Origin of the sequence: Melittangium boletus DSM 14713, from assembly GCF_002305855.1 — a bacterium.
GTDB classification, from domain to species: Bacteria; Myxococcota; Myxococcia; order Myxococcales; family Myxococcaceae; genus Cystobacter; species Cystobacter boletus.
The window spans coordinates 595201-618828 of record NZ_CP022163.1 but is presented as its reverse complement, the minus strand read 5'-3'; the positions used below and the strand labels follow the sequence as shown (position 1 = coordinate 618828).

The window sequence follows — 23628 nt, the reverse complement described above, 5'->3', positions numbered from 1 at the left end:
GCACTGGGCGCGCTCGCGTCCTATTGCCAGCCCGGTAGCTCGTCGCGCGTCAGGACGTTGTCGGCGGCGTAGATGTTCTTGAGCTCCGTGGCCGAGTTGCGGTCGTAGACGAGCTCGGACCAGCCCATGAAGAAGACCCAGCGCGGCTGGTTGCGCAGCTCCGTCGCGCTGGGCAGGCGATCGCACTCGCCAATGGCGATGGGCTTGCCGCCCGCCACCGCGAGCATGGCGTCGTACTTGGCCTTGGTGAAGCCATCGCCGTTGTAGAAGTCGAGCGCGGCGATGTCCCAGTACGCGTCCCCGGGGTTGTAGTCGCTGAAGTTCCAGCTCAGGTCCTGCACGTCCCAGACCCAGATGAGGTTGTCGATGCCCTTGGTCTTGGTCAGGTAGTCGTGCGTCATCTGATACAGGCGGCGCGTGCCCTGCGGACCGGTGCGGCCGCCCCACCAGAAGACGCCCTGGTTCATCTCATGGTACGGGCGGAAGAGGGCCGCCACGCCGTTGTTCTTCAGGTCCTGCAGGTAGGGCACGAGCCGGTCGACGCGCGTCTTCCAGATGCGGTTGAGGTTCGAGCCATCCGTGAGCAGCTCGTTCCACTGGCTGTCGCTCAGCTTGCTGATGACGCCGCCCTGCCAGGCACACGCCTCGCCCTGGGTGGGAGGGCAGGAGTGCCACATGAGCTGCACGACCGCGCCCGCGGCGAACTGCTTCTTCGCCTCGTTGATCATCGTCCAGCGGCTGTCGATGTTCTCCTGCTGGTAGAGGAAGTCACCGCTCCACAGGCCCGGCCAGCGGCCCGTGGTGCCGTTGATGGCGTTGGTCCACTTGGCGGGCTCCCAGTTGGGCTCGCGGTTGTGCTGGCCGGCGATCGTCTTCGAGCCGGAGATGCTCTTGATGTAGTCGAGCACCCGCTGCTTGGGCGTGGTGACCGGCGCCGAGCCGAGCGTGTAGAGCGTCAGGGTCTCCCACTCGCGCGCCGACACGCCGGTGGCCAGCACATCACCGCCGCCCGAGTCGATGGCGCTCAGGAACTGGCCGCCGAGGGTGGTCTGCAGGGCGATCTTGTCCCCCGAGGCGATGGTGCCCGTGCCGCCCACCTTGACGATGCGGAACTCCTCCCAGCCCAGGGCGTGCGGCGCGTTGACGGAGATGGCGCCGCCACCGCCCTTGTCGGCCGAGACCCACTGGCCGCCGATGCCCCGCAGCGTCACCACGTCTCCGCTCTGGAGCGTGCCGCCATTGAGGTCCGTGAGGGTGAAGGTCTCCCACTCCTTGGCCCAGGTGCTGTAGGCCTGGAGCGCCGCGCCGCCGCCCTTGTCGGCCACGAGGTAGTGGCCCGACCAGGCGCGCAGGTTCACCGAGAGCTGGCTCGCGGCGAGCGCCGCCGTCTCCCGGGTGCCCTGCGTGTCCTCGGTGCGGGCGTCCGTCGTCTGTCCGGAGCACGCCATCAGAGAGGAGAGGAAGGCGAAGCCGACGGTGAGCTTGCGGACGGGAGCGGATATGGGGGGCAAGGAGGTTCTCCAGGAATATTGGTTTTGGGCGTTTTACTGGTCTCCCTTGAATAGAAGCAATCAGGATTTTTCCCGGGTCAACCGCGGTCAGAGGAAGCGGATCCACGGTTGCCGACTGGTTCGCTTGACCCCCGCGAACCAGCGGCAGGCGTACCAGCACCATGCATACCTTGTCCCAGGAGGCATCAGCGATGAGCACCGAGCGGCCAAGGAGGAGAGCGCCGGGTTGGGCCAGGGCGCGCATCTACACGGTGGGCCATTCCACGCGCTCGGGGGAGCAACTGGTGGATTTGCTCCAGACGTACGGCATCCGGACGCTCGTGGACATTCGCACGGTGCCGCGCTCTCGCACCAATCCCCAATTCAATCAGGACACGCTTCCCCGGACGCTCGCCGAGGCGGACATCCGATACGTGCACCTCCCGCGGCTCGGCGGACTGCGGCGTGCGCGCAAGGACTCGCCGAACAGCGCCTGGCGCAATGCCAGCTTTCGAGGCTACGCGGACTACATGCGGACGGACGAGTTCGCGCGCGGACTCGAGGAGCTGCGGGAGCTCACTCCGGACGGACCCCTGGCGCTCATGTGCGCCGAGGCCGTGCGCTGGCGGTGCCACCGCTCGCTCGTGGCGGACGCGCTGTATGCCCGGGGCGTGGAGGTGCTGCACATCAGCAGCCGCACCCGCGCCACGCCCCACACGCTCACGCCCTTCGCGCAGCTGCACGGCAGACAGGTGCTCTATCCAGGAAGCCAGGAGGGCGCCTCGTCCGTTGTGAGTGCTCGCGGCCGCGCCAGCGTGTAGGGTTGAGGGTGGGATCCCCTGGATGGGGGCAGAGAAGACCAGGCCGAGGTCCAGACCCAGCAGGCGGCGTAGCCGCTGGGAGGCGGCGGCTTCGATTCCCGCCACCTCCTCAGAAGCCATCTATCGCGTTGAGCCGAACCGATAGAGCCTCCCTCCTCCAAGATCCCGGGCCGCAAGCCAGACTCCAACGAACCCTGGAGCGCTTTTCTTGGCCGGGCCGCGCATGAAGCCATTGGCAGGCAGTACAGCGTGCGGCACCCCACCAGTGTCGTCTTCCTAGACACCGTCAATCTCTACGACATCGTGAAGAGGTCGGGGCTGGGCGACCCCGAGCGTCTCTCGGAGTTCGTCAGACGCCTGCGCCCGGATATCACCGATACCCGTGCGCTCGTGCTCTTCGAGATAAAACCAGACAACGTAGAGGGGCGCAGGCAGGGTCGAGAGCAGGCCGGGCGCTACTTGACGGCGCTCAATACGGTCGTTGAGCCCGACAAGAAGCTCAAGGGAGGCACCGGCTTCGAGGGTTCGCTCTTCCTCGACTTCGAGAGCGGGGGAGCGCTCTGGCAGTTGTCCTGGCGCACGCCAGAGCCCGGAGTAACGCTCTACCGCTGGAGCTATCGGAGCAAGAGCCCCAATGCATCCTGGAAGCAGCGCGCGGCCCAAAAGGAGGAAGAATTGCCCAGGGAAGAGGTAGAGCAGCGCGGCGAGATGGCCGAGCAGGCGATCCGGGCAGCCTACGAAAGAGGCGACTGGCCCAGCGGCTTTCAGGGCCAGGTCTACCTACCCGTGGACTGCCACTGAGCGAACCGAAGGCATCTGCCTACCTTGGAGCGGGCGCAATGTCGGACGCTTGAGATGCACATGACCGCTGTGGTAGGGCCAGCGCCATGACCGTGCCACAGTCCCCTGTGCTCGAGTTTCCAGCGATGCTCCACGACCTCACCAGCGCCATCCGCCGAAAGGTGAGAGCCACGGGTCAGGGGTGGGCCCGCGAATACCGCAAGACGGGTGGCTTCACCCAGCCCCAGCGGATGCTCCAGGTACTGCCCGGCGAGGTGCTGATCATGGACTCCGTAGCCGACTCCAACCTCATTCCCCGTCCGCGCTGGCGGATTTACATGCTCCTCAGCGTCTTCATGAGCTTGAATGACGGCGTCCCGAAAGAGGAGCGCCAGCGCATGGAGGAGGCCTTCGAGTCTTTCTGCCTGAGCACCCCATGGGGGGCGCTCGACCATGCCGTGTCACCTCTTCCACCGCGGAGCGCCAAGCGCATGGCCAGGCGGCTCGCCGCGCTGCTGCGCTTCTGGGACGTGCTCCAGGGCCCGCGTTACACGTACAGGGTGCCCGACACCCACCACACGCTCGATGAACTCATCAAGTACATCTACAGCGAGACGTTGGATGCGTGGTGTCCCGGGGGCCCCACATCGGTGCGCGAGCACCTGGCGTTGACGGTGGAGCGCATGTCTCGCGCGACCCGCGATGATTGCATGGAAGCCTTGCTCCGGGTGATTCCCGCCCTGGTCGAGGTTGATACTGAATTCAAACACCGCGAGGTGCTCTGCGACCCGGGCTTCCTGCGTGAATGCCTCAACACGCTTTCCCCGAAAGACTTCGAGGATGTCTCCAGCGCCTACAAATACACGGTGACCATGCAGTTGGCTGCCTGGGACAGGCAATTGGAATAGGGGTTGCCCGCCGCTCTGAGCCGAGTCTACTCCCTCGGATGGCGTGAGGGCGGGTCATCACCGGTTTGGACACCCATCCGGCCATATTCCCAACCCCCCCTGTTACCCCTTGCGGGCAGGTTAGGGCGCGTCAGGGCTCGATACCAAGTGGTAGCGAAAACCAGACAACCAAGGGGCCGCGCGGCTTGCGCACCGGCCCAAAGCACTGCTCGGGCGGCCCCGTCAGCGGCCCTCGTGAGGCCCGGAAGGGATGCGAGCGCGGCGCGCCGCCTGTTTCAATAGACGAACAGGATGGGCGGCTTCTGGTTCACCCCGAAGAAGTTGGAGTAGAAGGCCGCGAAGCCCGTGCCCTCCTCGAAGCGGGAGTCACCGCTCGGGTACGCCGTCACCAGGTTGCCACTCCGTATGCCCTTGAGTTCGAGGTGGGTGGGGTAGATCGCCAGGCGCACCACGTCCGCCGTCCCGGGCCCTCCCGCCGTTCCCGGCGCCGAGGTCCACCCCGCCGAGATCATCTCCTGCCGCAGGGTCGCCAAGGTGCTCGGCTCCAGCCGACGTACATAGGTCGCGGCGTAGGGGCCGATTGCCCGGACGTACTCGCCTCCGGAGAAAGCCGCCACGAGCCCCTGCTCATTGGCCGCGATCGCGATGTGTGGCTCGAGCAGCGACGTCCCCAGTACGACGGTCCGGGGCTCCAGCGTGCACGTGTCGGCCGAGACAACCGAGCTGCGCACGGAAACCCGGTAGAGCGGCCGGGGATAGGGAATCGGGTCGACATCCTGCTCCACCCGGATGGCGTAGTCACAGCCTTCCCAGACCGCGTGCGCCTCCTGGACAACGGGCAGATCGGCCCAGGCGGGTGAACTGAGCAACGTGACGATTCCAACGGCACTTATTCCAAGAACGCGCATGAAGGCAACCTCCTCGCAAGTGAGACGCGGGTAGGACGAAGCGTATGCGCGATTATTCTAGGGCGCCGTCGCCTACCAGGCGTGTCCACCGTGTCTCCGTCGAGGGAGAACCACGGCGCCGTGTCCCCTCCCGGCGAGAGCACATGGAAGTCCTGCGCGGGGATGTAGCCCTGGCCGAGCAGGGCCACCCGCCGTCCGCCGGCATCACGCGCCACGTCCAGCACCTGAATTGAATACCGAGGAGGCTTCGCCGTTCCAAGAGCCTGGGAAGGCTGACTCCAGACGCTCCAGGGCAACGCGATGCGCCAACCGGAATTTCCCGGATCGTCCTTGATTTTTGGTGCACATAGGAATATTACACCCGTGCCATCATCACCCTCGGTGATGACAAGCTTTCTCTCCCCGATTGTCATTTCTTGAGAGGCCTCATGAAGAATGTCTTGCAATGGTCGTGTCTGATGTGGGGAGCCGCCTCGCTGCTGGGTTGTGGAGAGGCTGGCCCCGCCCGGGAGGAGATGGGCGCGCACGCCCCGCTCGCGACGCTGTCCCAGGCCGAGACCACGAGCCCCTGGAGCACGACCGCGCCCATGCAGGTGGAGCGCGCCTCGACGCCGCCCATCGCGCTCAACTCGGGGCTGGTGCTCTTCGCGGGCGGCCACACGCGCGGCTCGTCCTACTTCACCACCACGTCGGAGCTGTATGACCCCTTCACCAACACCTGGCAGTCCACGGGCGGCACGACCGGGATGCGCGCCCGGGGCGCCGCCGTGAAGCTCGCCTCGGGCAAGGTGCTGATGGTCGGAGGCAACAACGACCAAGGCATGGTGTCCAGCGCGGAGGTGTATGACCCCGACACGGGCACCTGGTCCGGGGTGGGCAACATGAGCATGCGCCGTTGGGAGCACCGCGCCACGCTGCTCCAGTCCGGCAAGGTGCTGGTGACGGGGGGCGAGGTCATCCGGCGGCACGAGTATGGCTATGACGTCCATGAGAACGCCACGAGCGCGGAGCTGTACGATCCGGCCACGGGCGGGTTCAGCTTCGCTGGGAACATCGGACACGACACCAGGTTGTCCACCCCGGTGCTGCTGTACTCGGGCGAGGTGCTCCTGGTGAGCGGCAACACCCAGCGGGTGGCCGTGTACAACCCCGACACCAACAGCTGGCGGGCGGTGGCCTCCATTCCCACCTCCCGTTCTGGCTACAGCACCGGCGACAACGTCACCGCGACGCGGCTCTACTCCGGCACGGTGCTGGTGGTCGGCGGCCCCACGGTGGACCTGTATGACCCCTACAACGACCAGTGGACGGCCGCCGCTCCCATGAACCACCCGCGTCTGGGCCACACGGCCACGCTGCTCTACTCGGGTCAGGTGCTCGTCACGGGCGGCGGCGTCGCCCAGAGCGAGGTGTACGACCCGTACACCAACACCTGGACCGTGGTCGGCATCGCCCCGAACACGGCCAAGGACAACACCGCCGCCCTGCTGCAGTCGGGCCAGGTGCTCGTGTTCGGCGCGGTGTTCGACTACCAGAGCACCGCGTCCATCTTCACGCCCTGAGGGCCACCCAGTCGCGCGCCCGGGCGTTGCGGCCCACTCCACTTCACCGTGCCTGGCGCCAGCCCCAGTCCTCCGCCCCATCCGGCAGGCGCCCATAGGCTTGGCCCGGTGCCAGCGGCGCATGGAAGGTGAGGTCCACCACTCCTGTCATCCGCTGACCGTCGAAGAGCCCCAGCTCCCCTCCTTGGGTGGGGAGCTTGAAGGGCAGATGCTCCGGTCCCGCCTTGGCGTTGCCGTCCGCCACCAGGCGCAGCGTCCCATGCGCTGGCACCACCAGGCTCTTGGGCAGCCGGTGCTTGAACTGGCGGCTCAGGTCATCGGTGAAGGTCATCCCCCCCACCGTCACGGGTGTGTCCTCGCGATTGTAGAGCTCAATGTAGCCCGCCGCGCGGCCCTGGGCGTCGACCGCCGAGCCCGGAAGGATGCCAAAGCCGTTGATGACCACTCCGCCCTCGCCTCGGTGACGCTCCAGGGGGAGCTGCTGCTGGATGAAGGCTCGCCGGCGCGTGACGTACCGCTTGAGGAACTCAGGGGCATACCGCGCCGCCGGGAGCACGACATAGGGATCCCTCGGCAGCAGGTCGCGGATGAGCGCGTGCTCGCCATCGATGCGCTGGGTCGTGGCCTCCTCGGTGAAGACGGTGGCCATCAGCGTTTCGATGTGATCGAGCACCTGCTCGCGCAGGGCGGGACGATCCCAGATGCGCTGGTTCAGGGCGCTGAAGGGCAGGTGCGCCCCCCCGTACTTCTCCTCCTTGTACTGGTAGATGCGCTCCTGCCGCGTGTCGTAGGCGGTGAAGGCGGGCAGGGGCAGCTTCACGTTCGGGTCCGTGCCGACCGGCTCGTAGTGGTAGTACAGCAACATGCTGTTGTTCAGATCCCAGGGTACGTAGAGCCACCGGCCCTGCTCCGGATCGCGCACCAGGTAGCTGCCCGAGTCGTCGATCCCGCTGATGCTGATCAGCGCGCCAACGGCCAGGTAGCGCAGGTACGCTTCCAGATCGAGGTTCTGGCGGAGGAAAGCCTCGAACTCGTGCTCGGGGGTGCGAGAGATCTTCCAGAGGAACTCATTCAGGTCATCCCAGGGCTGCTCCTCCTGGGTCTTCTTCTCCCAGGGGGCCTGGTAGTGCGCCTTCGGGGTGATCTTCAGCTCGCAGTCCCTGCCGCCGCACCGGTAGATGCTCGAGTCGGAGGACAGGTCGTGCGCCTTCAGGAAGGATGTGTCGACCTGCTCCACCAGCATGAAGATGCCCTCGAACCTGCCGTTCACCGTGAGGGTGACGTAGCGCGCCCGTGGCACGTGGGAGCCTCCCACGTTCATCAGCTCATAGGCGAAGGCGTCCGTGAGCAGGCCCGCGTCGAGCCACTCGGCGAGGAAGTTGAGGTGGCGGGCCCCATCGAGCTCCTGCCCCTCGGGCAGCTCCACCTTCCAGCTCTTCTTCGGGTGGAAGAAGGCCTGATCGCCGCGCAGGCGCATCCCCACCTCGTACTCCACCCCCCGCGCCTTGAAACGACCGGGCGCGTAGTCCTCCGAGGTGCTCGGCTCGTTGATGAGCTGCCACGTGGTCTCGTCGAAGGTGAGCTCGAAGTTCTCCACCTGCGACTGCAGCTCGGTCCAAGCGGGCGTCCACGGCGGCGGCGGGGGAATCTCCTGCTCGGGCCCGCTCGGCTCCGGCGCCGAGGGCGACGCTGGAGCGGGAGGCGGCGCCTCGGGTTCTCGCGAGGTGCTCCCCGTTGGAGTACAGGCGCCGAGCAGACACACGACCACTACCGTCCACGGAATGACACGCATGGAACTCCCCCCTCTTGCCCAAGGGAAGTTCAAGGAGCGTGCCGGGCCCGTGGGTTCACAAGAACCCCGTGTATGGCATCCACCCGTTCAGTCGGAGAAGCAGGCTTCCAAGGTGGAGAAAAGGGGTTCTTCCCGGGGAGACGCCGCGGCCAGAGTGGACACCTGCACGGCGCCGCCCTCGGTGTACTCCGTCTTGCCCTCGATAGACGTGTAACCTCCGGGCGGACTGACCGGTCTACCCCCACTCCAAGACACCCACTCATGAACCCAGCCTCCTCCCTGTCCGCCCGCCGCACCGCGGGACTGCTCGCCGCACTGCTGCTCGCGGCTCACGGATGCAAGCGCGATCAGCCCGAGGCTCCAGGCGCCATGGCTCCGGCCAAGGCCCCCTCGGGCGGGAAGATCGCCCTGTTGCTGCCGGAATCCAAGACAGCGCGCTACGAGAGCCATGACCGGCCGCATTTCGAGCGCCGCGTGAAGGAGCTGTGCCCTGACTGCGAGGTGCTCTACAGCAATGCCGACCAGAGCGTCGCCAAGCAGCAGGATCAGGCCGAAGCCGCCCTGGTCAACGGCGCCAAGGTCCTCGTGCTGGATCCAGTGGACTCCGGCTCCGCGGCGGCGATCGTCGCGCGCGCCCGCCAGTCGAAGGTGGCGGTGCTCAGCTACGAGCGCCTCATCCTCAACGCGGACGTGGACTACTACGTCTCCTTCGACAACGAGCAGGTGGGCAGGTTGCAGGGCCAGGCCCTGGTGGACAAGCTCAAGGCGGATGGCAAGACGCAGGGCTCCATCGTGATGCTCCACGGCGCGCCCACCGACGACAGCTCCCGGTACTACAAGTCCGGCGCCCACGGCATCATCGATGGCAGCGGCCTCACGGTGGGCGCCGAGTACGACACCCCGGACTGGAGCCCCGACAAGGCCCAGCAGGAGATGGAGCAGGCCATCATCCGGCTCGGCAAGGACAAGATCATCGGCGTGTACTCGGCCAACGACGGCATGGCCAGTGGCGCCATCGCGGCGATGAAGGCCGCGGGCATCGACCCCTTGCCCCCCGTGACGGGCCAGGACGCGGAGCTGACGGCCGTCCAGCGCATCCTCACGGGCGAGCAGTACATGACGGTCTACCTGGCCATCAAGCTCGAGGCGGAGATCGCCGCCGAGGTGGCCGTGGCGCTGCTGCGCGGCGAGAAGCCGCCAGCCGAGCGCATCAACGGCAAGGTGAACAATGGCACCAAGGACGTGCCTTCCATCCTGCTGACCCCCGTGGCCGTCACCCAGGAGAACGTGAAGAGCACGGTGCTCGCCGACAAGTTCTGGACGGCCGCGCAGCTGTGCGAGGGAGCGTACGCGAGCGCCTGCGCCAGCGCGCAGCTCATCCCCTGAGCCCTCGCGAGGCTGCTTCGCGCGGCGCGGCGGAAGGACATGCGCCCCACCTCCCCGCCCGCGGCCCTCGGACGAGGGCGGCGGGCCCATCGGCCCGCCGCCAAGGCCGGCGCATGTCGCTCAGTTGATGTAGTACCGGGCCATGAAGTTCAGACGCGTCATGTAGCCCTTCTCCCCGGCGAGCGTCTCGCGTTCGGCCAGGCTCGCCTCGAGCCCCAGGTCGACGTTCTTCATCGGCGTGAAGATGGGGCCGAAGTTGGCCTGATGGACGAAGCGGTTGATGCCGAAGCGGCCACTGTCGATCCCGGTCGACGTGGCGAGCTCGGTGAAATCGTCGTCGAGGTGGCGCGACATGCCATAGACCACATTGAAGCGCAGCCAGTCGGTGGGCTTGAACTGGTAGCCGACGAGGATGCCGATGGCCTTCTCAAGCCGGAGCCGATTGGCTTCCGGCTCGTAGAGGGCGCCCTCGGAGTAGTTGAGGTAGCGCCCCACGCCCTTACCCCCTGTCACGCCGAAGGTGAGAATGTCGCTGCCGCGGACCTTCACGAGCCCGCTGACCGCGGCGCCCCAACCTCGCCGGAGCGCGTCCACCTCCTCGCCATCATTGACGCGGAACTCCTGCGTCATGGCGCGCGCGCTCAGCGCACCCCACTGGAAGCCCTTGTCCCAGCGCACGATGAAGTCGGGCATGCGGGACAGGCTCGAAGCCATCACGGCGCCCTCCTCACTGAGCACATAGCTCGACGAGTTCTCGAGCGCGGCGGTGAAGGTGCCCAACGACTGGGTGACGTAGGAGTAGCGGATCTGCGGTTGGCGGATGATGGTCGCGCCCACGGGGCCGTTGAAGTCCACGGTCTCGGGGTAGTTGTTCACGTCCATGAAGGTGGACCAGGTCTGACCGATGAGCAGTCCGCCGAACTGGCCGTACGCATGACGCAGGCGGAAGCCGTAGCTGTTCGTCAGCAGCTGCGTGATGACGTTGCGGGGAGAGCCGTACTGCGCGGTGTCGCCGGTGCGTGGCTCGTTGCTGAAGTCTCCTTCGATCTTCACCCCGAGGACGCCAAAGCGGGTGGGCATGCCCGACTCGAGCCCCACCCGTGACGTGCGGGCGTGGATGAAGTCACGGTTCTTGCGGTTCCCCCCGGGCGTGCCTTCGAGCGGCAGATACGGGGAGAACGTCGCGTAGTCGATGTCGGTGCTGTCGCCCTGGAAGTCGTGAATCCAGTTCAGCTCCGCCCAGCCGTAGAACCGCATCGAGATGTCCGTGCCGGGCACGCGGAAGGAGCCGGGGATGTCACCCGTGACGACCGCGTCCTCTTGTTTCACCTCGACGGCGTCGAGCCGCTCCTGCGTGGTGGTCTCGGAGGGGGCCTCGGGCCGTGCCGCCTTGAGGGCGTCCAACTCCTCGCGAAGCCGCTTCATCTCCTGGCGCAGTGCCTCGACGTCCGATGGCGGTGGGTCTTGCTGTGCCTGCTCGGCGGCTGGGGCGGTGGAGCCCAACAGCAGGACCGCGGTGGAGAACCCTCCGAACATCCTACGCATCATGACTTTTATCTCCTCGGAGCCAATATGGCCGCGCTGTCTGCGCTGTTAATGCGCGAGCTGTCCCAGGAAGCCCCGGATCCGCTCGTTTTGTTGTCTGTCAAAGAACTCGTCGGGAGGCGCCTCCTGAAGCAGGCGGCCCTGATCGAAGAACAGGATCCGATCACCGACGTCACGGGCGAAACGCATCTCGTGCGTGACGACGATCATCGTCATGCCCGAGCGGGCGATGTCCTTCATCACGTCCAGCACCTCGTTGATCATCTCGGGGTCGAGGGCGCTGGTCGGCTCGTCGAAGAGCAGGATTTTCGGTTGCATCGCCAACGAGCGCGCGATGGCCACACGCTGCTGCTGACCGCCCGAGAGCTGGTGCGGGTATTTGTTCGCGTGATCCTTCATGCCCACGCGGGCGAGCAGCTCGAGCGCCGCGCGCTGGGCGTCCTGGCGTGGAGTCTTGCGGACGCGGCGTGGCGCGATCGTGATGTTCTCGAGCACGGTGAGGTGCGGGAACAGGTTGAACTGCTGGAACACCATGCCCACCTCGCGGCGGATCGCATCGAGGTTCTTCACGCTGTCATTCAGCTCGATGCCATTCACCACGATTCGTCCGGAGTCGTGCTTCTCGAGCCGGTTGAGCGTGCGCAGGAACGTCGACTTCCCGGAGCCGGAGGCACCGATGATGACGGCGACCTCGCCCTCGTGGAAGCGCGTGGAGACATCGCGCAGGACATGCGCGGCGCCGAAGTGTTTGTTCACGCCCTCCACGGTGATGAGCGGCGTTTGTCGCGAGGCGGTGGGGGGAGGCTGGGCGAGCGGCATGTTCATGCGTGGGCCTCAGGTCCGCTGCTCGACGTCGAGCCGCTGTTCGATGGCACCCGAGATCTGGGTCAGCACGGTCGTGAGGAAGAGGTAGATGCACGCCGTCGCGATGAACACCGGCACGGGCTGGAACGTGGCGGCCTGCACCCGGTTGCCGATGTTGGACAGCTCGACGACACCGATGACATACGCCAGGGAGGAGTCCTTGAGCAGCGCCACCAGGTTGTTCACCAGGGGAGGCAGCGCGATCTTGAAGCTCTGCGGGAACACGATGTGGAGGAAGGTCTGCGCGGGCGACAGGCCCAAGGACCGGGCCGCCTCGCTCTGCCCCTTGGGAACCGCGAGGATGCCGGCCCGGAGCGCCTCGGCGTTGTAGGCCCCCACGTTCACCGCGAGCGCCGCGGCCGCCGAGTTGAAGTCCGAGAGCTGGACTCCGGGGATGAGCATCGGCAGGGCGAGGAACACGAACAGCACCTGCACGAGCAGAGGTGTGCCGCGGATCACCCAGATGTAGAGCCCGGCCACCCAGCGCAGGGGCGGGAAGGGCGCCAGCTTCGCCAGGGCGGCGAGCACGCCGAGCACGACGCCGACCAGCCCCGAGACGAGCGTCAGCTGCACGGTGACGCGCGCGCCTTCCGCGAACTCCTGAGCGGCGGGGCCGATGGGCTCGGGTACCAGCGCGAGGGGGATGGCGAGGAGCCACAAGAACGCCGCCAGGACGACGACCGCCAGGACAATGGTGGCGCTGCTGCGTTGCTGACGCGTCCATGCCTGGGGCCAGACGGAGAGAAGACTGTTCATTGAGGCGTCCGGCGCGGAGTGATGTCGTCGCGGCGAGTGCTCACCGGCAGCGGATGTCTTCGTTGAAGTACTTCTTGGAGAGCGCCTCGTACGTGCCGTCGGCCATGACTTCCTGGAGGGCCTTGTTGATGGCCTCCACGAGCGAGGTGTTGCCCTTCTTCACCGCGGGGGCGATGTGCTCGACGAACACGAAGTCGCCAATCGTCAGGCCCGCGGAGGGGGCCGCCTCCAGGGCGGCCTTGGCGACGAACTTGTCCGTCACCCACGCATCCACGCGACCACTGACGAGCGCGGCGCGCGCGTCGGTATCCTTCGGGAAGTTCTTCACCTCCTTCACCTTCGCGAGCTTCTGGACGTTCTCCAGATAGGTGGTGCCCGTCTGCACCGCCACCACCTTGTCGGCGAGATCATCCGCCTTTCGGATGGCCGGGTTCTTCGCGACGATCACCCCGCCCGAACAGTAGTGGGGATTGGTGAAGGAGACGGCCTTGGCACGCACGGGAGTGACGCCAAACGACGCGATCACCATATCCCAGCGATCCTGGCGCAGGCCGGCGAGGAGCGCATCGAACGCGAGGGCGCGCCACTCGATCTGCACACCCATCTTCTTGGCCAGCGCCTCCGCGAGCTCGATCTCGAAGCCCGTGAGCTTCGGGCCCTGGAAGAAGTTGAAGGGAGGAAAACCGCCTTCGGAGGCGACGATAATCTTGCCGTCCTTCTTGATCTCCTCGAACGTCCGAGCCTCGCCAAGGGTGGTTACGAGGCACAGCGCAAGGGCGACAAGTTGGCTCAGCAATTTCATGTGGACAACCCCTCCGAGGATGCAGGCGCGCGGAGACTATTGCACCCGCCCCTTTCGAAACAAGGCTGACGATCAGAACTTCTCGCCGCGAGGAGAGGGCCCGGGAGCGCTCCTTCGCCGTCAGGCCGCCGGGGTCAAGCCCAGGTACGCCAGCACCTGGCTCCTGTGCCTGCCCTGATTCCGTGGCTCTCCCGCACTTGCCCACGAGTACGCACCTCCGGGGAGCGAGCGCGGCCCGCTCTTTCGGCCTCTCCTCCGGCGGAGAGCGGCGATGCTGCCGTGGAGGGACTGGGATTGGACACGGGAGGGCTTCACTCAACTGTTCCGCGGACTGTGCTTGCTGCCTGCTCCAGTCCTCCGGCTCCACCACCATCATCATCCCGCCGTAGGCGAACTTCACCTCGGCCGCGATGTAATACGTGGACACCGCTCGCCCAGGTCTCGTTGGTGGACTTCACTGGCGATGGCAACGCCGACTACATCCTCGCCAACCCGTCCACCAACGCCGTCAGCGTGTACTTCCTGGGCGGGGGTGACGGCCGAGGCACCTGGTTCTTCCAGGGGCAGATTGCCTCGGGCGTCTCTCCATTCCCTGACTCAGCCCAATTTCGCCGCGACCTCGAACCACCCCTCGTCAACCACCTCGACCACGAGGGCGCGCGAAGCACGGTCCACCCGCATGCACACGAAGTCCGCGCCACGTTCTCGCGGCAGGTTGGCGTAGAACACCATTCCCCGCGAGTCCCATCGCGGCGCCTCCCAGCGAGTCAGGCCCTGAGCTCCGATGGTGCCGCTGAAGATGATCTCCGGTCCCGGCTGGTCCAACGTGAGGGAATGCAGATTGTCCCGCGTGCGGGTCACCCGTGCCCCGGTCACCAGTTCCACCAGCTCCATCACCTCCGCGAGAGCCGCCTCTGAATTCAGCTCCGCACGAGAGTTCCGGAGCGCCTCGCTCAACTCCCCGACCGATCGCGGCGCTGGCACGAACGTTTCGCCAAACTCCACCCATACCCACCACCGAACCCACGCCAGGCGGATTCCGACCAGTTCCATCCAGTGCTGTGCGCCAAGGGCCTCGAGCTTCGCGCGCAGTACAGGTTCCGCGTCGTGGATGTCCCGTTCATTCCCCATGGAAACGCTCCGAGCGCTTGAGGACGCGGGCATCGTCTTCGAGAAGCCGCTGAAGGATCAAGTCGTTTGGCCTCCACGACAAAATGTTCATTTCGCGGTGGAAACCACTTGTCCGGGAAGACACCGGGAAAAGAGACACTAGCTTCGAACCGGAAGGCAGATGGACCACACAGAAGGAGGAGCAAACCCATGCTGAAAAAATTGTCGCTCGTGTTGGTCGTCGTGGGGCTGGCCGCCTGCGGGGGCGTCCAGGAGGAGAAGGACACGGCGGCGACCGAGGAGCTCGGCTCCACCGAATCGACGCTGACGATATGCGGAACCACGTGTCCGGGCGGCTATTACCCGGCGTCGTACTCATGTAGCGTCAGCAGTTGTGGCGGTTCGTGCGGCTTCGGCGCGCTCAATCAGGTCAACTGCCAGCCCACCAGCGGCGCGTTCACTCAGTGCGGAACCTCGTGCCCTGCCGGCTGGCACGCGACGTCCTACTCGTGCAGCGTCAGCAGTTGCGGCGGCTCGTGCGGCTTCGGCGCTCTCAACCAGGCCACCTGTCAGCTCAACAGTGGCACCTTCACCCAGTGCGGAACTTCGTGCCCCGCGGGTTGGTTCGCGACGTCCTACTCGTGCAGCGTCAGCAGTTGCGGCGGCTCGTGCGGCTTCGGCGCTCTCAACCAGGCCACCTGCGTTCCCGGCTGACAGGCCGAGAGGAAGTCTTCATCAACCCGGCGCTCTTCCAGGAGAGCGCCGGGTATCTTCGCGGACGGCATCCAGACCATTAAAGTGGGTAACTCACTCAGACAGAGATTCGATCAACATTTCGGTGAGAACCCGTATCTTCCTTGTGGGACTCTGACCTGGCGGGCGAATGACATAGATTCCCGCTGGAGGCGGTGGGAACCTGGTCATGACCGGCACGAGCGCGCCGGAGATGACAAATTCGTTGGTGAGGCCATCGGGCAGGTAAGCGATCCCGAGTCCCGCCGTTGCGGCCGCGACTAGAGCGATGCCGTTGTCGGCCTTGAAGCGTCCTTGAGGACGAATAGTGACGATCTTGTCGCCATCCACGAATTGCCACGCTTCGGTGCCTTGCATGAGGGCTTGATGGGCGAGGAGTTCGTCCGGCGTCTCAGGCGCGCCATGCGCTTTGATGTAGTCCGGACTCGCGACGAGCTTGCCGTAAAGCGGTCCGACGCGCCTCGCGAGCAGGTTGGATTCCTGAAGATAGCCGACCCGTATCGCGCAATCATAGCCCTCGGCGATGAGATCGACGAAGCGATCACTATAGCTGGTGTGGATCTGGAGCCGGGGATGGCGCCGCGCCATTTCCGCCAGCACGGCAGCGAAGTAGGTCGGGCCGAACGAGAGCGGCGCGGCGATCCGTAGGCGGCCGCGAAGGTCGCCGGAGGGTAGGATGGTTTCCCTGGCGACATCGATCTCGGCGCAAACCCTGGCTGCATAGTCCCGGAACGTGGCCCCGGCTTCCGTGAGAGCGGCGCCGCGGGTGGTGCGTGCGAGAAGCTGGACGCCAAGACCCTCCTCAAGTCGGGCAAGCCGCCGACTGACCATCGACTTGGACACCCCGAGCCGACGCGCAGCGGGGGAAACGCCCCCGGCATCGGCAACCTCCACGAACGTTCGCAGCTCTTCGATATCCAACTCGGCGTTCCCCATTGTGCGACACAGCATACCGCGAAGCGGTGCTACCGTATCACAAACGGGAATGCCAATGTCTTTCCAGGTGGCAGCGCGGTCAGTGCATGCCCCCCGAGTAGCCAACCTCACCCGCAACAGCAGCAGAGGATAGTCATGACCTTTCGCAACGGCCTCAAGTCGCTTCTTCGTCCCGAGGACTCCGTTCTCGTCCTGATCGACCATCAGCCATACCAGCTCGCGAACGTGAACAGCCACGAACCGCAGATGGTGGTCAACAATTCGGCGGCCCTGGCGAAGGCCGCCAAGGTCTTCAATGTCCCCACCATCCTCACGAGCGTCATCGCCGATCGAGGCGGCCGCATCTTCCCGCAGATCACCGATGTGTTTCCCGATCAGGAAGTGATCGACCGGACCTTCATCAACACCTGGGAAGATCCGAAGGTGGTGGATGTGGTCAAGGCAACGGGCCGCAAGCAGCTGATCATCGCCGGCCTGTGGACCGAGGTGTGCGTCGCGATGCCGGCGATCCAGGCCCTTGGCGAAGGCTGGGATGTGACGGTCATCACCGATGCGTCGGGGGCCGTTTCGGTCGAGGCCCATGAGGTCGCCATCAAGCGCATGATCGCGGCCGGCGCGAACATGATGACCTGGCTGGCGCTGGCGGCCGAATGGCAGCGCGATTGGGCCCGGATGGAGACGGCGATCGAGCTGACGGAAGTGGTCAAGCAGCATGCGGCCGGTAGTGGCATCGCCTATCTGTGGGAGCAGCAGCTGCTCAACACGCCGGTGCCGAGCACCGCTGGCTGATCCGAGCCGGGTGACACCGGACACTCCAGTCAGAGTCCTCCTCGTCCAGGGCGTCTGTCCCCAGCGCCCCACGCCGCTTCAGGTCCGGCGCGGGAGCGTCCGGCTGGCTCACCTCCTCGTCCGCGTACCAAGTCGCGAGCGCCTGCGTCAGGAGTTGGGGGTCGAAGCCCTCTTCGAGCAGGACGCCAATCGACCGCGGTCGCGCATCCTCGAACCGCTGGGGTGAATCCATGCCAGCCTTGACGCTTCAACGTCAAGCCGGGGTCTGGACGCACCTCGGATCGCGAGACGAGGTGCGTCCAGACCCACGATGCTCCTGTCGCGATGAGCACCCGGCCCGTGGGGCTCAGAGACTCTGGTAGCCGTGCACGGTGGCGCCCAGGGTGCTGCCCTCGGCGTTGGTACACTGGACGTGCCAGCGGACCATGTCATAGGGCCCGAGCGGTGGCGGTTGGGTGCGAGGGTCTTCCAGGTAGTACGTCCCGAAGTCGACCGACGTGGGATAGGCGCCGCTGTCCCACAGCTGTGTCACTTCCCACCCGAAGTTGTTGATGCCATAGGACTTCACCACACACGAGTCGGCGCCGACGCTCTCGTAGCGATAGGACATTGCCGTGCCGGGCGCCCAGCTGAACCGGTTCTCGTCGATGCGGGTGCTCGCTCCGGCGAACTCCTGCCAGACGTTGCCCGTGCTCGTGCTCTTGATGAGCCAGACCACCTTGGAGACCCCGCGCAGGATGGTCGCGATGGCCTGGGTGTTGGAGAACCGCGTATTGCCCGCGTTCGCGCACTCCAGCACCCAGCGGTACTGGCCCGCCGTCTGCGGAGCCGTGGGCACCGTGCCCCTCGGCGCGAGGTTGAGGTTCTGGGATTGGAGGGCGCCATTCTTGTAGGTCCGGATGGAGCAGCTCGCCGCGCCGGTCGAGTCGTAGCGGAGAATGAACGGGTCGGTGCTGTACTGCTGGAAGTTGCCGACGGCGAGGCCGTTGTTGCCGAGCGCCACCGTGGGCTGGGCGACCACCGGCTGGAGATGCAGGTTGGGAATTGTCGCGGCGGAGCCGGAGGGCGTGACGTGGCGCGCCCGGACCGCCTGCTCGATCTGCGCGGGGGTCGTCAGCCCTTGCGATTCGGCGAGAAACGCGGCCACGCCCGCGACATGCGGCGCCGCCATCGACGTGCCGGACAGGTCGGCGTGGCCACCGGGCCACGTCGAGCGGACGTCGCGGCCGGGAGCCCAGGTCTCCACGCACGCGCCGAAGTTCGAGCCCGGCTCATCGCCCGCGAGCGGCTGATTGCGGAACTGGTTCACGCCCGCCAACAGCTTGACGGGCTGGCCGTTGTCGTCGATGGCGCCGACGACCATGATTCCGTCGCTCGCGCTCGGCGTGTTGTAGGCGTAGCCACACGCGTCCCGGTGGTTGTTCCCGGCGGACTGGGCGATGAACGCGCCCGGGTATCCGACAGACGGGTTGGGCGTCGCCAGGACCCGCAGCTTGTCGCCAATCGTCCTGCCCACGTTGAAGTTCACGCTGTTCATCGAGATGTTGACGATGCCCACCGTCCCCGACTGGAGGATGCGCGAGTAGATGAGGTCGAGCCCCAGGACGAGGTCCGTGGTCATCGAACCGGAGGAGCACGTCGAGGTGGTCGACGCATTCCGGCCGACAGCCACCGAGACGATGCGCGCCCGCCTGTTGACTCCCGCCACTCCGCCCTGGGCCGAGGGTCGGGCGGCGATGATACCCGCCACATGGGTCGCATGGGGATAGCACCCGGTGGGCGAGTTGCCGGGAACGGCCGCGAGCCGCTCGAGGAACTCGAGGTCTGCGTGAGGCGCCACGCCGGTGTCGAGCACATAGACGGTGCGCGTGCCATTGCTGGTCTGCGGTCCTCCGACGGCGTGGATGCCCCAGGGCACGACGGTGGTCGTGCCGGAGTTGCTCCAGACGGCGCTGAGGTCGACGGGCTCATCCTCGGTCAGCCGCTTGACGCGAGGGTCCTTGCGCAGCCGCTCCACCTGCTCGTCGGTGAGCAAGGCCGAGAAGCTCTTCCCGACGTGGCTGGTCATGCCCGTGGGCGTGACGGCGTGCGCCAGGCGCAAGTCATTGACGAGGTGACGGGTCTGCACGTCGTGGTGGCTGTCGAAGCCGTCGGACGGAGGCGTGGCCTTCGCCGAGAACGCGCGCGTGGCCGAGTCCTCCAGGTCGACGATGTAATGCGTGCGGCCCCGCTCGTCGCGGAGCAGCCCCGAGCGGTCCTGCTGCGCGCGGAAGACGGGCGCCTCCGCCAGCGACGCGGTGCTCCACAGCCCAGCGACCAATGCAACGACACTTCTCCAGTGAGACATCGGGAACCCCTTTCCAAGTTCGACCCGACCGCCCTTCTACTGCGTCAGGGGCCCGAAAGGTGAACAGGGACGCCGGCCAGGTGACGTGAGGGGTGCTGGGTGTTGGAGCGGTGACAGCAGGATTCGCTCTGGCAATGAAACAAGGAGAAAGTCTCCGCGCTTCGTGCAGGTGCGAAGCCATGTCCTTGACGCTCATCGTCTCGCCCAGGGAGCGCCCCTCGTCGTCGAGGAGGCAAACGGTCCTTTGGGAGTCTACACCCACTGCATAATGCAGCCCCAAGGAGCGCACCTGTGCGCGGAACTCACTGGAGGTGCCATACGCGGAGTCCGCCAGGGCGACTCCCTTGGGAAGGCCGTCCGCTATCGCCCGACGCATCATCTGCACAGCCAACCGGGGTTTTGTCTTGAAAGTCACCTCCTCGGGGATTCGGGCCTCCTGACGACGAGGCGAGGCTGAGGCTGACGCCAATCTGGCAGTGGGTGATCTTGCCCGCCGAGCCGGTGTATTGCCGCTGCACGCCCACCGAATGATTGCCTTGCTTGAGAAAGCCGGTGTCGTCGACAATCCAAGCCTCGATGGGCTCGCGTTGCGTCATGGCGCCAAGGGCATAGCCGGTGGTCTCTCGGCGAACCTCTCGGTCGCTCCAGCTGGAAGACTGGCGGAGGGAGCAGGAGAGAATCGCAGAGCAAGAGAAGACGCCGAGCAGGTGATTGTCTATACCGGAAAGCGGAGCCTTTCCGGCATGTGCGGTGTGGAGGCGGCGGGAATCGAAACCGCTTCCGCCGTCAGCGGATGGCGGCGGTTTCCTCCCGCAGCAACTCGCCGCGCACGTGGGGCGTGCCGTCTTCGGCCCTCACCTGGTAGGCGACTCCTTCTTCCGCGAGGACAGCCGTCTGGAAGACCACGCGCGAGGGCAAGAGGAGGGGGCGGCGGAATTCCGAGGTGAGGGTGAGCGCGGGAGCCTCGGCCACCTCGCCCATCTCCGCCACGCAGCGGCTCACCGTCCACATTCCATGCGCGATGGCGCGCGGAAACCCGAAGGGCCGGGCCGTGAGCGCGTGCAGGTGGATGGGGTTGTAGTCCCCGGAAGCCCGTGCATAGCGCCGGCCCGTGTTCTCGGGCACGTCCCACGGCGACGGGCGGCCGTGGGTGAAGGGCGTGTCTTCCTCGGTTGTTTTTGGCGCCTCCCGTGAGCGCTCGGAGGCTCCGGGCAGCCGGCGCAGCATGGTGGTGAGGGCACGCCAGGCCAGCCGCCCGTCTGCCTCCACCTCGGTGTGTAACTCCAGCTCACGGCCCTGGCGGACCTCGCGCTGGCCCTCCAGCCACACGCGCACGCGCAGCGACGCTCCGTCCTCCAACCGGCGCCACTGCTGGATGTGGTTGCGCACATGAATCATCCCGAGCAACCGGTAGGGGAACTCGGGACGGTTGAGCAGGGCCAGGTGCAGCGGCGCGGCGAGCACCTGGGGATAGGGCAGGGGAAGGAAGCCGTCCGCGTCGAAGCCGCACACCTCCCGGTAGCGCGCGAGCGCCTCGGGGAGAGCGGTCAAACGTGGAACGCGCACCTCCAACCGGGGCACCTCACCCGGACGCGCGGGGCGGCGGTCCAGGGCGGCGCGGAACAACTCCGTGGCGAGCGCGGGGACGGTGTCGAGTTCGAGAACGAAGGAGGTGTGGGACATGAAACGCTCGAGGAGGAGAGGCCCGCGAGTGGGGCCTCCCCTCCTGGGGAGTGGTGAGAACTACTGTCATCTCACCTGGGAGCTGTCCTGGTTCGAGTACGAGGAGACCTCCGTGCCCAGGAAGGCCCGGGCCCGGTAGGCATAGGTTCCCGGAGCCAGGCCGTTGTCCACGAAGATCGTCACGTTGGCTCCCACCCGGCCCACCTCCACGAATTGCAGCGGCCATGAGTCGAGGGCGCGCTCGAGGATGAAGCCTTCCTCGGCGCTGGAGGTGTCCGTCCATCGCAGGGTGATGCTCGAGCCGGACGCCTGGGTGTAGAAGCCGCTCGGAGCCGCCAGGGACGGATTGGGGTTGGGGTTGGGGTTGGTGCTGGCTGTGATGGTCGCGGTGCTGGACGCCGAGGCCCCGTCCGAGTCCGTCACCGTGAGCGTCACGGTATAGGTGCCCGCCTGGGTATAGGTGTGGCTCTGTTGAGGACCGGTGCCCTGCTGGCCATCACCGAAGTTCCAGGCATATGAGACGATCGTTCCGTCGGCATCGCTCGACGTCGTCCCATCGAGCACCACCGGGAGGGGAATCGTGCCCGACGTGGGCGTGGCGAGGATCCGGGACACGGGCGGCTGGTTGATGGCGGCCCCCTTGGGCAGGACGAGCAGGGTGATGCTCTGGGCGGGCACGGACGCACTCAGGCCAGTCGAGGACACGGTGAGGTCGGCGAGGCGGACGATGGCGTTGGACGCGGTGAGTTGCCAGCGTTGGGCCGTCGCCGCCGGCTTGAAGCCCGCCAGGTTCAGCGTGATGGGCGTGTCCGTCAGGGCCTTGTTGAGGACCATGACGGTGAGCGCTCCGTCGGACGAGCGCTCCGCGGCGAACGCCGACAGTTGGTCCGGATCCGGCACACCGCACGACACACTCGTGTCCCCGAAAGCCGACTTCTGCCCGTCATAGTTCCGGTACAGCTTCATCGCCTTGAAGGTGGGCGTGGCCGCCTCGGGCGTCTGCCAGCGGATGCCGTAATCCAGTCCCTCGCGGCCGAAGATGCCGAGGATGTCCGCCTGCGCGATGGCCCCGTTGATGTGGGTCTCCGCGCCCCAGTTGTACTCGGTGATGCCGATCTGGGTCCCCGGGTAGTACGTCTGTACCCAGCCCTTCAAACGGGGAATGAGCGAGACCCGGTCCTTGATCCACGACTCCTCCATGTAGTTGGGATCCCAGAGCGAGCGCGTGGAGCGGTTGCGCAGCTGCTGCATGGTGGTGGAGGTGTCCGCGCTGAATTCCCCGCCCTGGGGGTAGTAGTGGACGGTGAAGACATCCAGCAGGCGCTTCCCCGTGGCCTGATCCCGCTGCCGGAATTGATCGAGCAACCACGGCAGATAGTCCATTCCCCCGTGGTTCTGTCGATCGGGGGCCCAGCCCGCTCCGTGCGTGCTCAGGTACTGCTGATCATAACCGCTGTGGAAATAACCATCCCAACCCCATTCCTCGGGCCCGAAGGTGAGCGCGTTGGGATCCTGGCTCTTCACCATGGACGCGAAGTCCAGGTGCTTGTCCCTCACTTCGTCCATGGTGGCGCCCGTGGGGTGGACGTCGCGGTGGTTGAGGTGCCAGATGCTGGGTTCATTATCCAGGCTGTAGAAGCGGACCCCCCCTTGCGCCGACGGGCCCCACCGTCCGAGCAGGTGATTCACCCACCCCTGCTGGAAGCTCACGCTCGAGGGCTGGTTGGCGTCATTGGGGTCATTCGTGACGAACTGCCCGCTGTAATAGACGCCATTCCCCGCGTCTGGGAACCACTGGTAGTCGCGGTCCAGCTGCGAGCCGTACTTCAAAATGGAGAAGCTGGACAGGCGGGTGCGAGCGAGCCCGAGTTTGGCCACCCAACCCATGATGGGAACGGTCAGGAGGGGTTGTGCGCCCGCGCCCCGCGCGTTGGTGATGAATTGATCCACCTCCGCTCCGGGCTGGGCGCTGGTGTAGGGCAGGCTTTGGAAATACCAATCCTTTCCCCGGTTGGTGGCATTCAATTGCCAGTTATAACGAGAGGTGGCGTTTCCTCCATTGCGATTGAGTGGCGCGTTGAGTTCGTTCAACTGCGCCTGGGTCGCATGGGCCACCCCGTAGATGTATGGGCTGATGGGATGCTTGTTGGCGCTCGCGTCGACCCGGATGGTCACCGGGGACGTCTGTGCCAGACACGGAAACGAGACAATCGCCATCCACCCCGCGAGCGATCTCCAGACCTGGGCTTCCATATGCGCTCCTTCTTCACGGGCAAGTGCATGGACTGACGTTGCCGTGGACAGGCCCATTCACGAGGAAGGGGTTTTCCGGGAGGCTCAGCTAGTTGCCTTGACCGGAGCGCAATGTACAGGGGGGAGGGGTCTTTGTCCTCCTA

20 protein-coding genes and 1 pseudogene are annotated in these 23628 nt (G+C 66.1%); 7 read left to right on the top strand and 14 right to left on the bottom strand.

Annotated features, from left to right (window positions below):
• Positions 1-20 precede the first annotated feature (20 nt).
• Complete coding sequence (locus tag MEBOL_RS42240; protein WP_218920870.1) at positions 21-1511, bottom strand: glycosyl hydrolase; 1491 nt, start codon at positions 1509-1511, stop codon at positions 21-23.
• Positions 1512-1702: 191 nt separating this feature from the next.
• Between MEBOL_RS42240 and MEBOL_RS02650 the strand changes: the two genes are divergently transcribed.
• From MEBOL_RS02650 to MEBOL_RS02640, 3 genes are all read left to right on the top strand, one after another.
• Positions 1703-2311, top strand: coding sequence for a DUF488 domain-containing protein (locus MEBOL_RS02650; RefSeq protein ID WP_179956369.1), 609 nt, complete (start codon positions 1703-1705; stop codon positions 2309-2311).
• Positions 2312-2560: 249 nt separating this feature from the next.
• Positions 2561-3112, top strand: coding sequence for a hypothetical protein (locus MEBOL_RS02645; RefSeq protein ID WP_095975931.1), 552 nt, complete (start codon positions 2561-2563; stop codon positions 3110-3112).
• A gap of 125 nt (positions 3113-3237) precedes the next feature.
• Positions 3238-3999, top strand: coding sequence for a hypothetical protein (locus tag MEBOL_RS02640; protein WP_342747731.1), 762 nt, complete (start codon positions 3238-3240; stop codon positions 3997-3999).
• Positions 4000-4274: 275 nt separating this feature from the next.
• Here the strand turns inward: MEBOL_RS02640 and MEBOL_RS02635 are convergent, their stop codons facing one another.
• On the bottom strand, positions 4275-4907 hold the full coding sequence (locus MEBOL_RS02635) for a hypothetical protein (RefSeq protein WP_157774724.1): 633 nt from the start codon (positions 4905-4907) through the stop codon (positions 4275-4277).
• Positions 4889-5320, bottom strand: a complete 432-nt coding sequence (locus MEBOL_RS40905) for a DUF4846 domain-containing protein (RefSeq protein WP_157774723.1) — start codon at positions 5318-5320, stop codon at positions 4889-4891. The genes MEBOL_RS02635 and MEBOL_RS40905 overlap by 19 nt, the downstream gene beginning before the upstream one ends.
• A gap of 15 nt (positions 5321-5335) precedes the next feature.
• Between MEBOL_RS40905 and MEBOL_RS02630 the strand changes: the two genes are divergently transcribed.
• Positions 5336-6469 carry a Kelch repeat-containing protein gene (locus MEBOL_RS02630; RefSeq protein ID WP_095975928.1) on the top strand — a complete coding sequence of 378 codons (1134 nt, stop codon included), beginning with the start codon at positions 5336-5338 and terminating at the stop codon, positions 6467-6469.
• Positions 6470-6512: 43 nt separating this feature from the next.
• On the opposite strand, the gene MEBOL_RS02625 is transcribed toward MEBOL_RS02630, so the two are convergent.
• The gene (locus MEBOL_RS02625) at positions 6513-8261 is read right to left on the bottom strand and encodes a CotH kinase family protein (RefSeq protein WP_095975927.1); all 1749 of its coding nucleotides are present in this window, start codon (positions 8259-8261) and stop codon (positions 6513-6515) included.
• Between the two features lie 261 nt (positions 8262-8522).
• Between MEBOL_RS02625 and MEBOL_RS02620 the strand changes: the two genes are divergently transcribed.
• Positions 8523-9647, top strand: a complete 1125-nt coding sequence (locus MEBOL_RS02620) for an ABC transporter substrate-binding protein (RefSeq protein WP_095975926.1) — start codon at positions 8523-8525, stop codon at positions 9645-9647.
• 120 nt (positions 9648-9767) lie between these two features.
• Here the strand turns inward: MEBOL_RS02620 and MEBOL_RS02615 are convergent, their stop codons facing one another.
• The 5 genes from MEBOL_RS02615 to MEBOL_RS02595 form a co-directional block, all read right to left on the bottom strand.
• Positions 9768-11195: a DcaP family trimeric outer membrane transporter gene (locus MEBOL_RS02615; RefSeq protein ID WP_095975925.1), complete on the bottom strand. Its 1428-nt coding sequence runs from the start codon at positions 11193-11195 to the stop codon at positions 9768-9770.
• 45 nt (positions 11196-11240) lie between these two features.
• The gene (locus MEBOL_RS02610; protein ID WP_281256633.1) at positions 11241-12017 is read right to left on the bottom strand and encodes an amino acid ABC transporter ATP-binding protein; all 777 of its coding nucleotides are present in this window, start codon (positions 12015-12017) and stop codon (positions 11241-11243) included.
• A gap of 9 nt (positions 12018-12026) precedes the next feature.
• Positions 12027-12812, bottom strand: a complete 786-nt coding sequence (locus MEBOL_RS02605; RefSeq protein WP_095975924.1) for an amino acid ABC transporter permease — start codon at positions 12810-12812, stop codon at positions 12027-12029.
• 40 nt (positions 12813-12852) lie between these two features.
• Complete coding sequence (locus tag MEBOL_RS02600) at positions 12853-13614, bottom strand: ABC transporter substrate-binding protein (RefSeq protein ID WP_095975923.1); 762 nt, start codon at positions 13612-13614, stop codon at positions 12853-12855.
• Between the two features lie 597 nt (positions 13615-14211).
• On the bottom strand, positions 14212-14745 hold the full coding sequence (locus MEBOL_RS02595) for a hypothetical protein (protein ID WP_245919401.1): 534 nt from the start codon (positions 14743-14745) through the stop codon (positions 14212-14214).
• Between the two features lie 189 nt (positions 14746-14934).
• Here MEBOL_RS02595 and MEBOL_RS02590 point away from each other — a divergent pair, with 189 nt between their 5' ends.
• Entirely contained in the window at positions 14935-15438 is a 504-nt protein-coding gene (locus MEBOL_RS02590) for a hypothetical protein (protein ID WP_095975922.1), read from the top strand.
• Positions 15439-15531: 93 nt separating this feature from the next.
• Here MEBOL_RS02590 and MEBOL_RS02585 read toward each other — a convergent pair whose 3' ends face one another.
• Positions 15532-16398, bottom strand: a complete 867-nt coding sequence (locus MEBOL_RS02585) for a LysR family transcriptional regulator (RefSeq protein ID WP_095982542.1) — start codon at positions 16396-16398, stop codon at positions 15532-15534.
• 150 nt (positions 16399-16548) lie between these two features.
• Here MEBOL_RS02585 and MEBOL_RS02580 point away from each other — a divergent pair, with 150 nt between their 5' ends.
• On the top strand, positions 16549-17202 hold the full coding sequence (locus MEBOL_RS02580) for a hydrolase (RefSeq protein WP_095975921.1): 654 nt from the start codon (positions 16549-16551) through the stop codon (positions 17200-17202).
• Between the two features lie 346 nt (positions 17203-17548).
• Here the strand turns inward: MEBOL_RS02580 and MEBOL_RS02570 are convergent, their stop codons facing one another.
• From MEBOL_RS02570 to MEBOL_RS02555, 4 genes and pseudogenes are all read right to left on the bottom strand, one after another.
• Positions 17549-19549 carry a S8 family serine peptidase gene (locus MEBOL_RS02570; protein ID WP_095975919.1) on the bottom strand — a complete coding sequence of 667 codons (2001 nt, stop codon included), beginning with the start codon at positions 19547-19549 and terminating at the stop codon, positions 17549-17551.
• Between the two features lie 139 nt (positions 19550-19688).
• A pseudogene (locus MEBOL_RS40900) lies at positions 19689-20202 on the bottom strand (transposase); the annotation flags it as partial.
• A 133-nt stretch (positions 20203-20335) separates the two neighbouring features.
• Entirely contained in the window at positions 20336-21232 is an 897-nt protein-coding gene (locus MEBOL_RS02560; RefSeq protein ID WP_095975918.1) for a MaoC family dehydratase, read from the bottom strand.
• 66 nt (positions 21233-21298) lie between these two features.
• Positions 21299-23485 (bottom strand): glycoside hydrolase family 44 protein, encoded by a 2187-nt coding sequence (locus MEBOL_RS02555; protein WP_281256632.1) that lies wholly within the window; start codon positions 23483-23485, stop codon positions 21299-21301.
• Positions 23486-23628 lie beyond the last annotated feature (143 nt).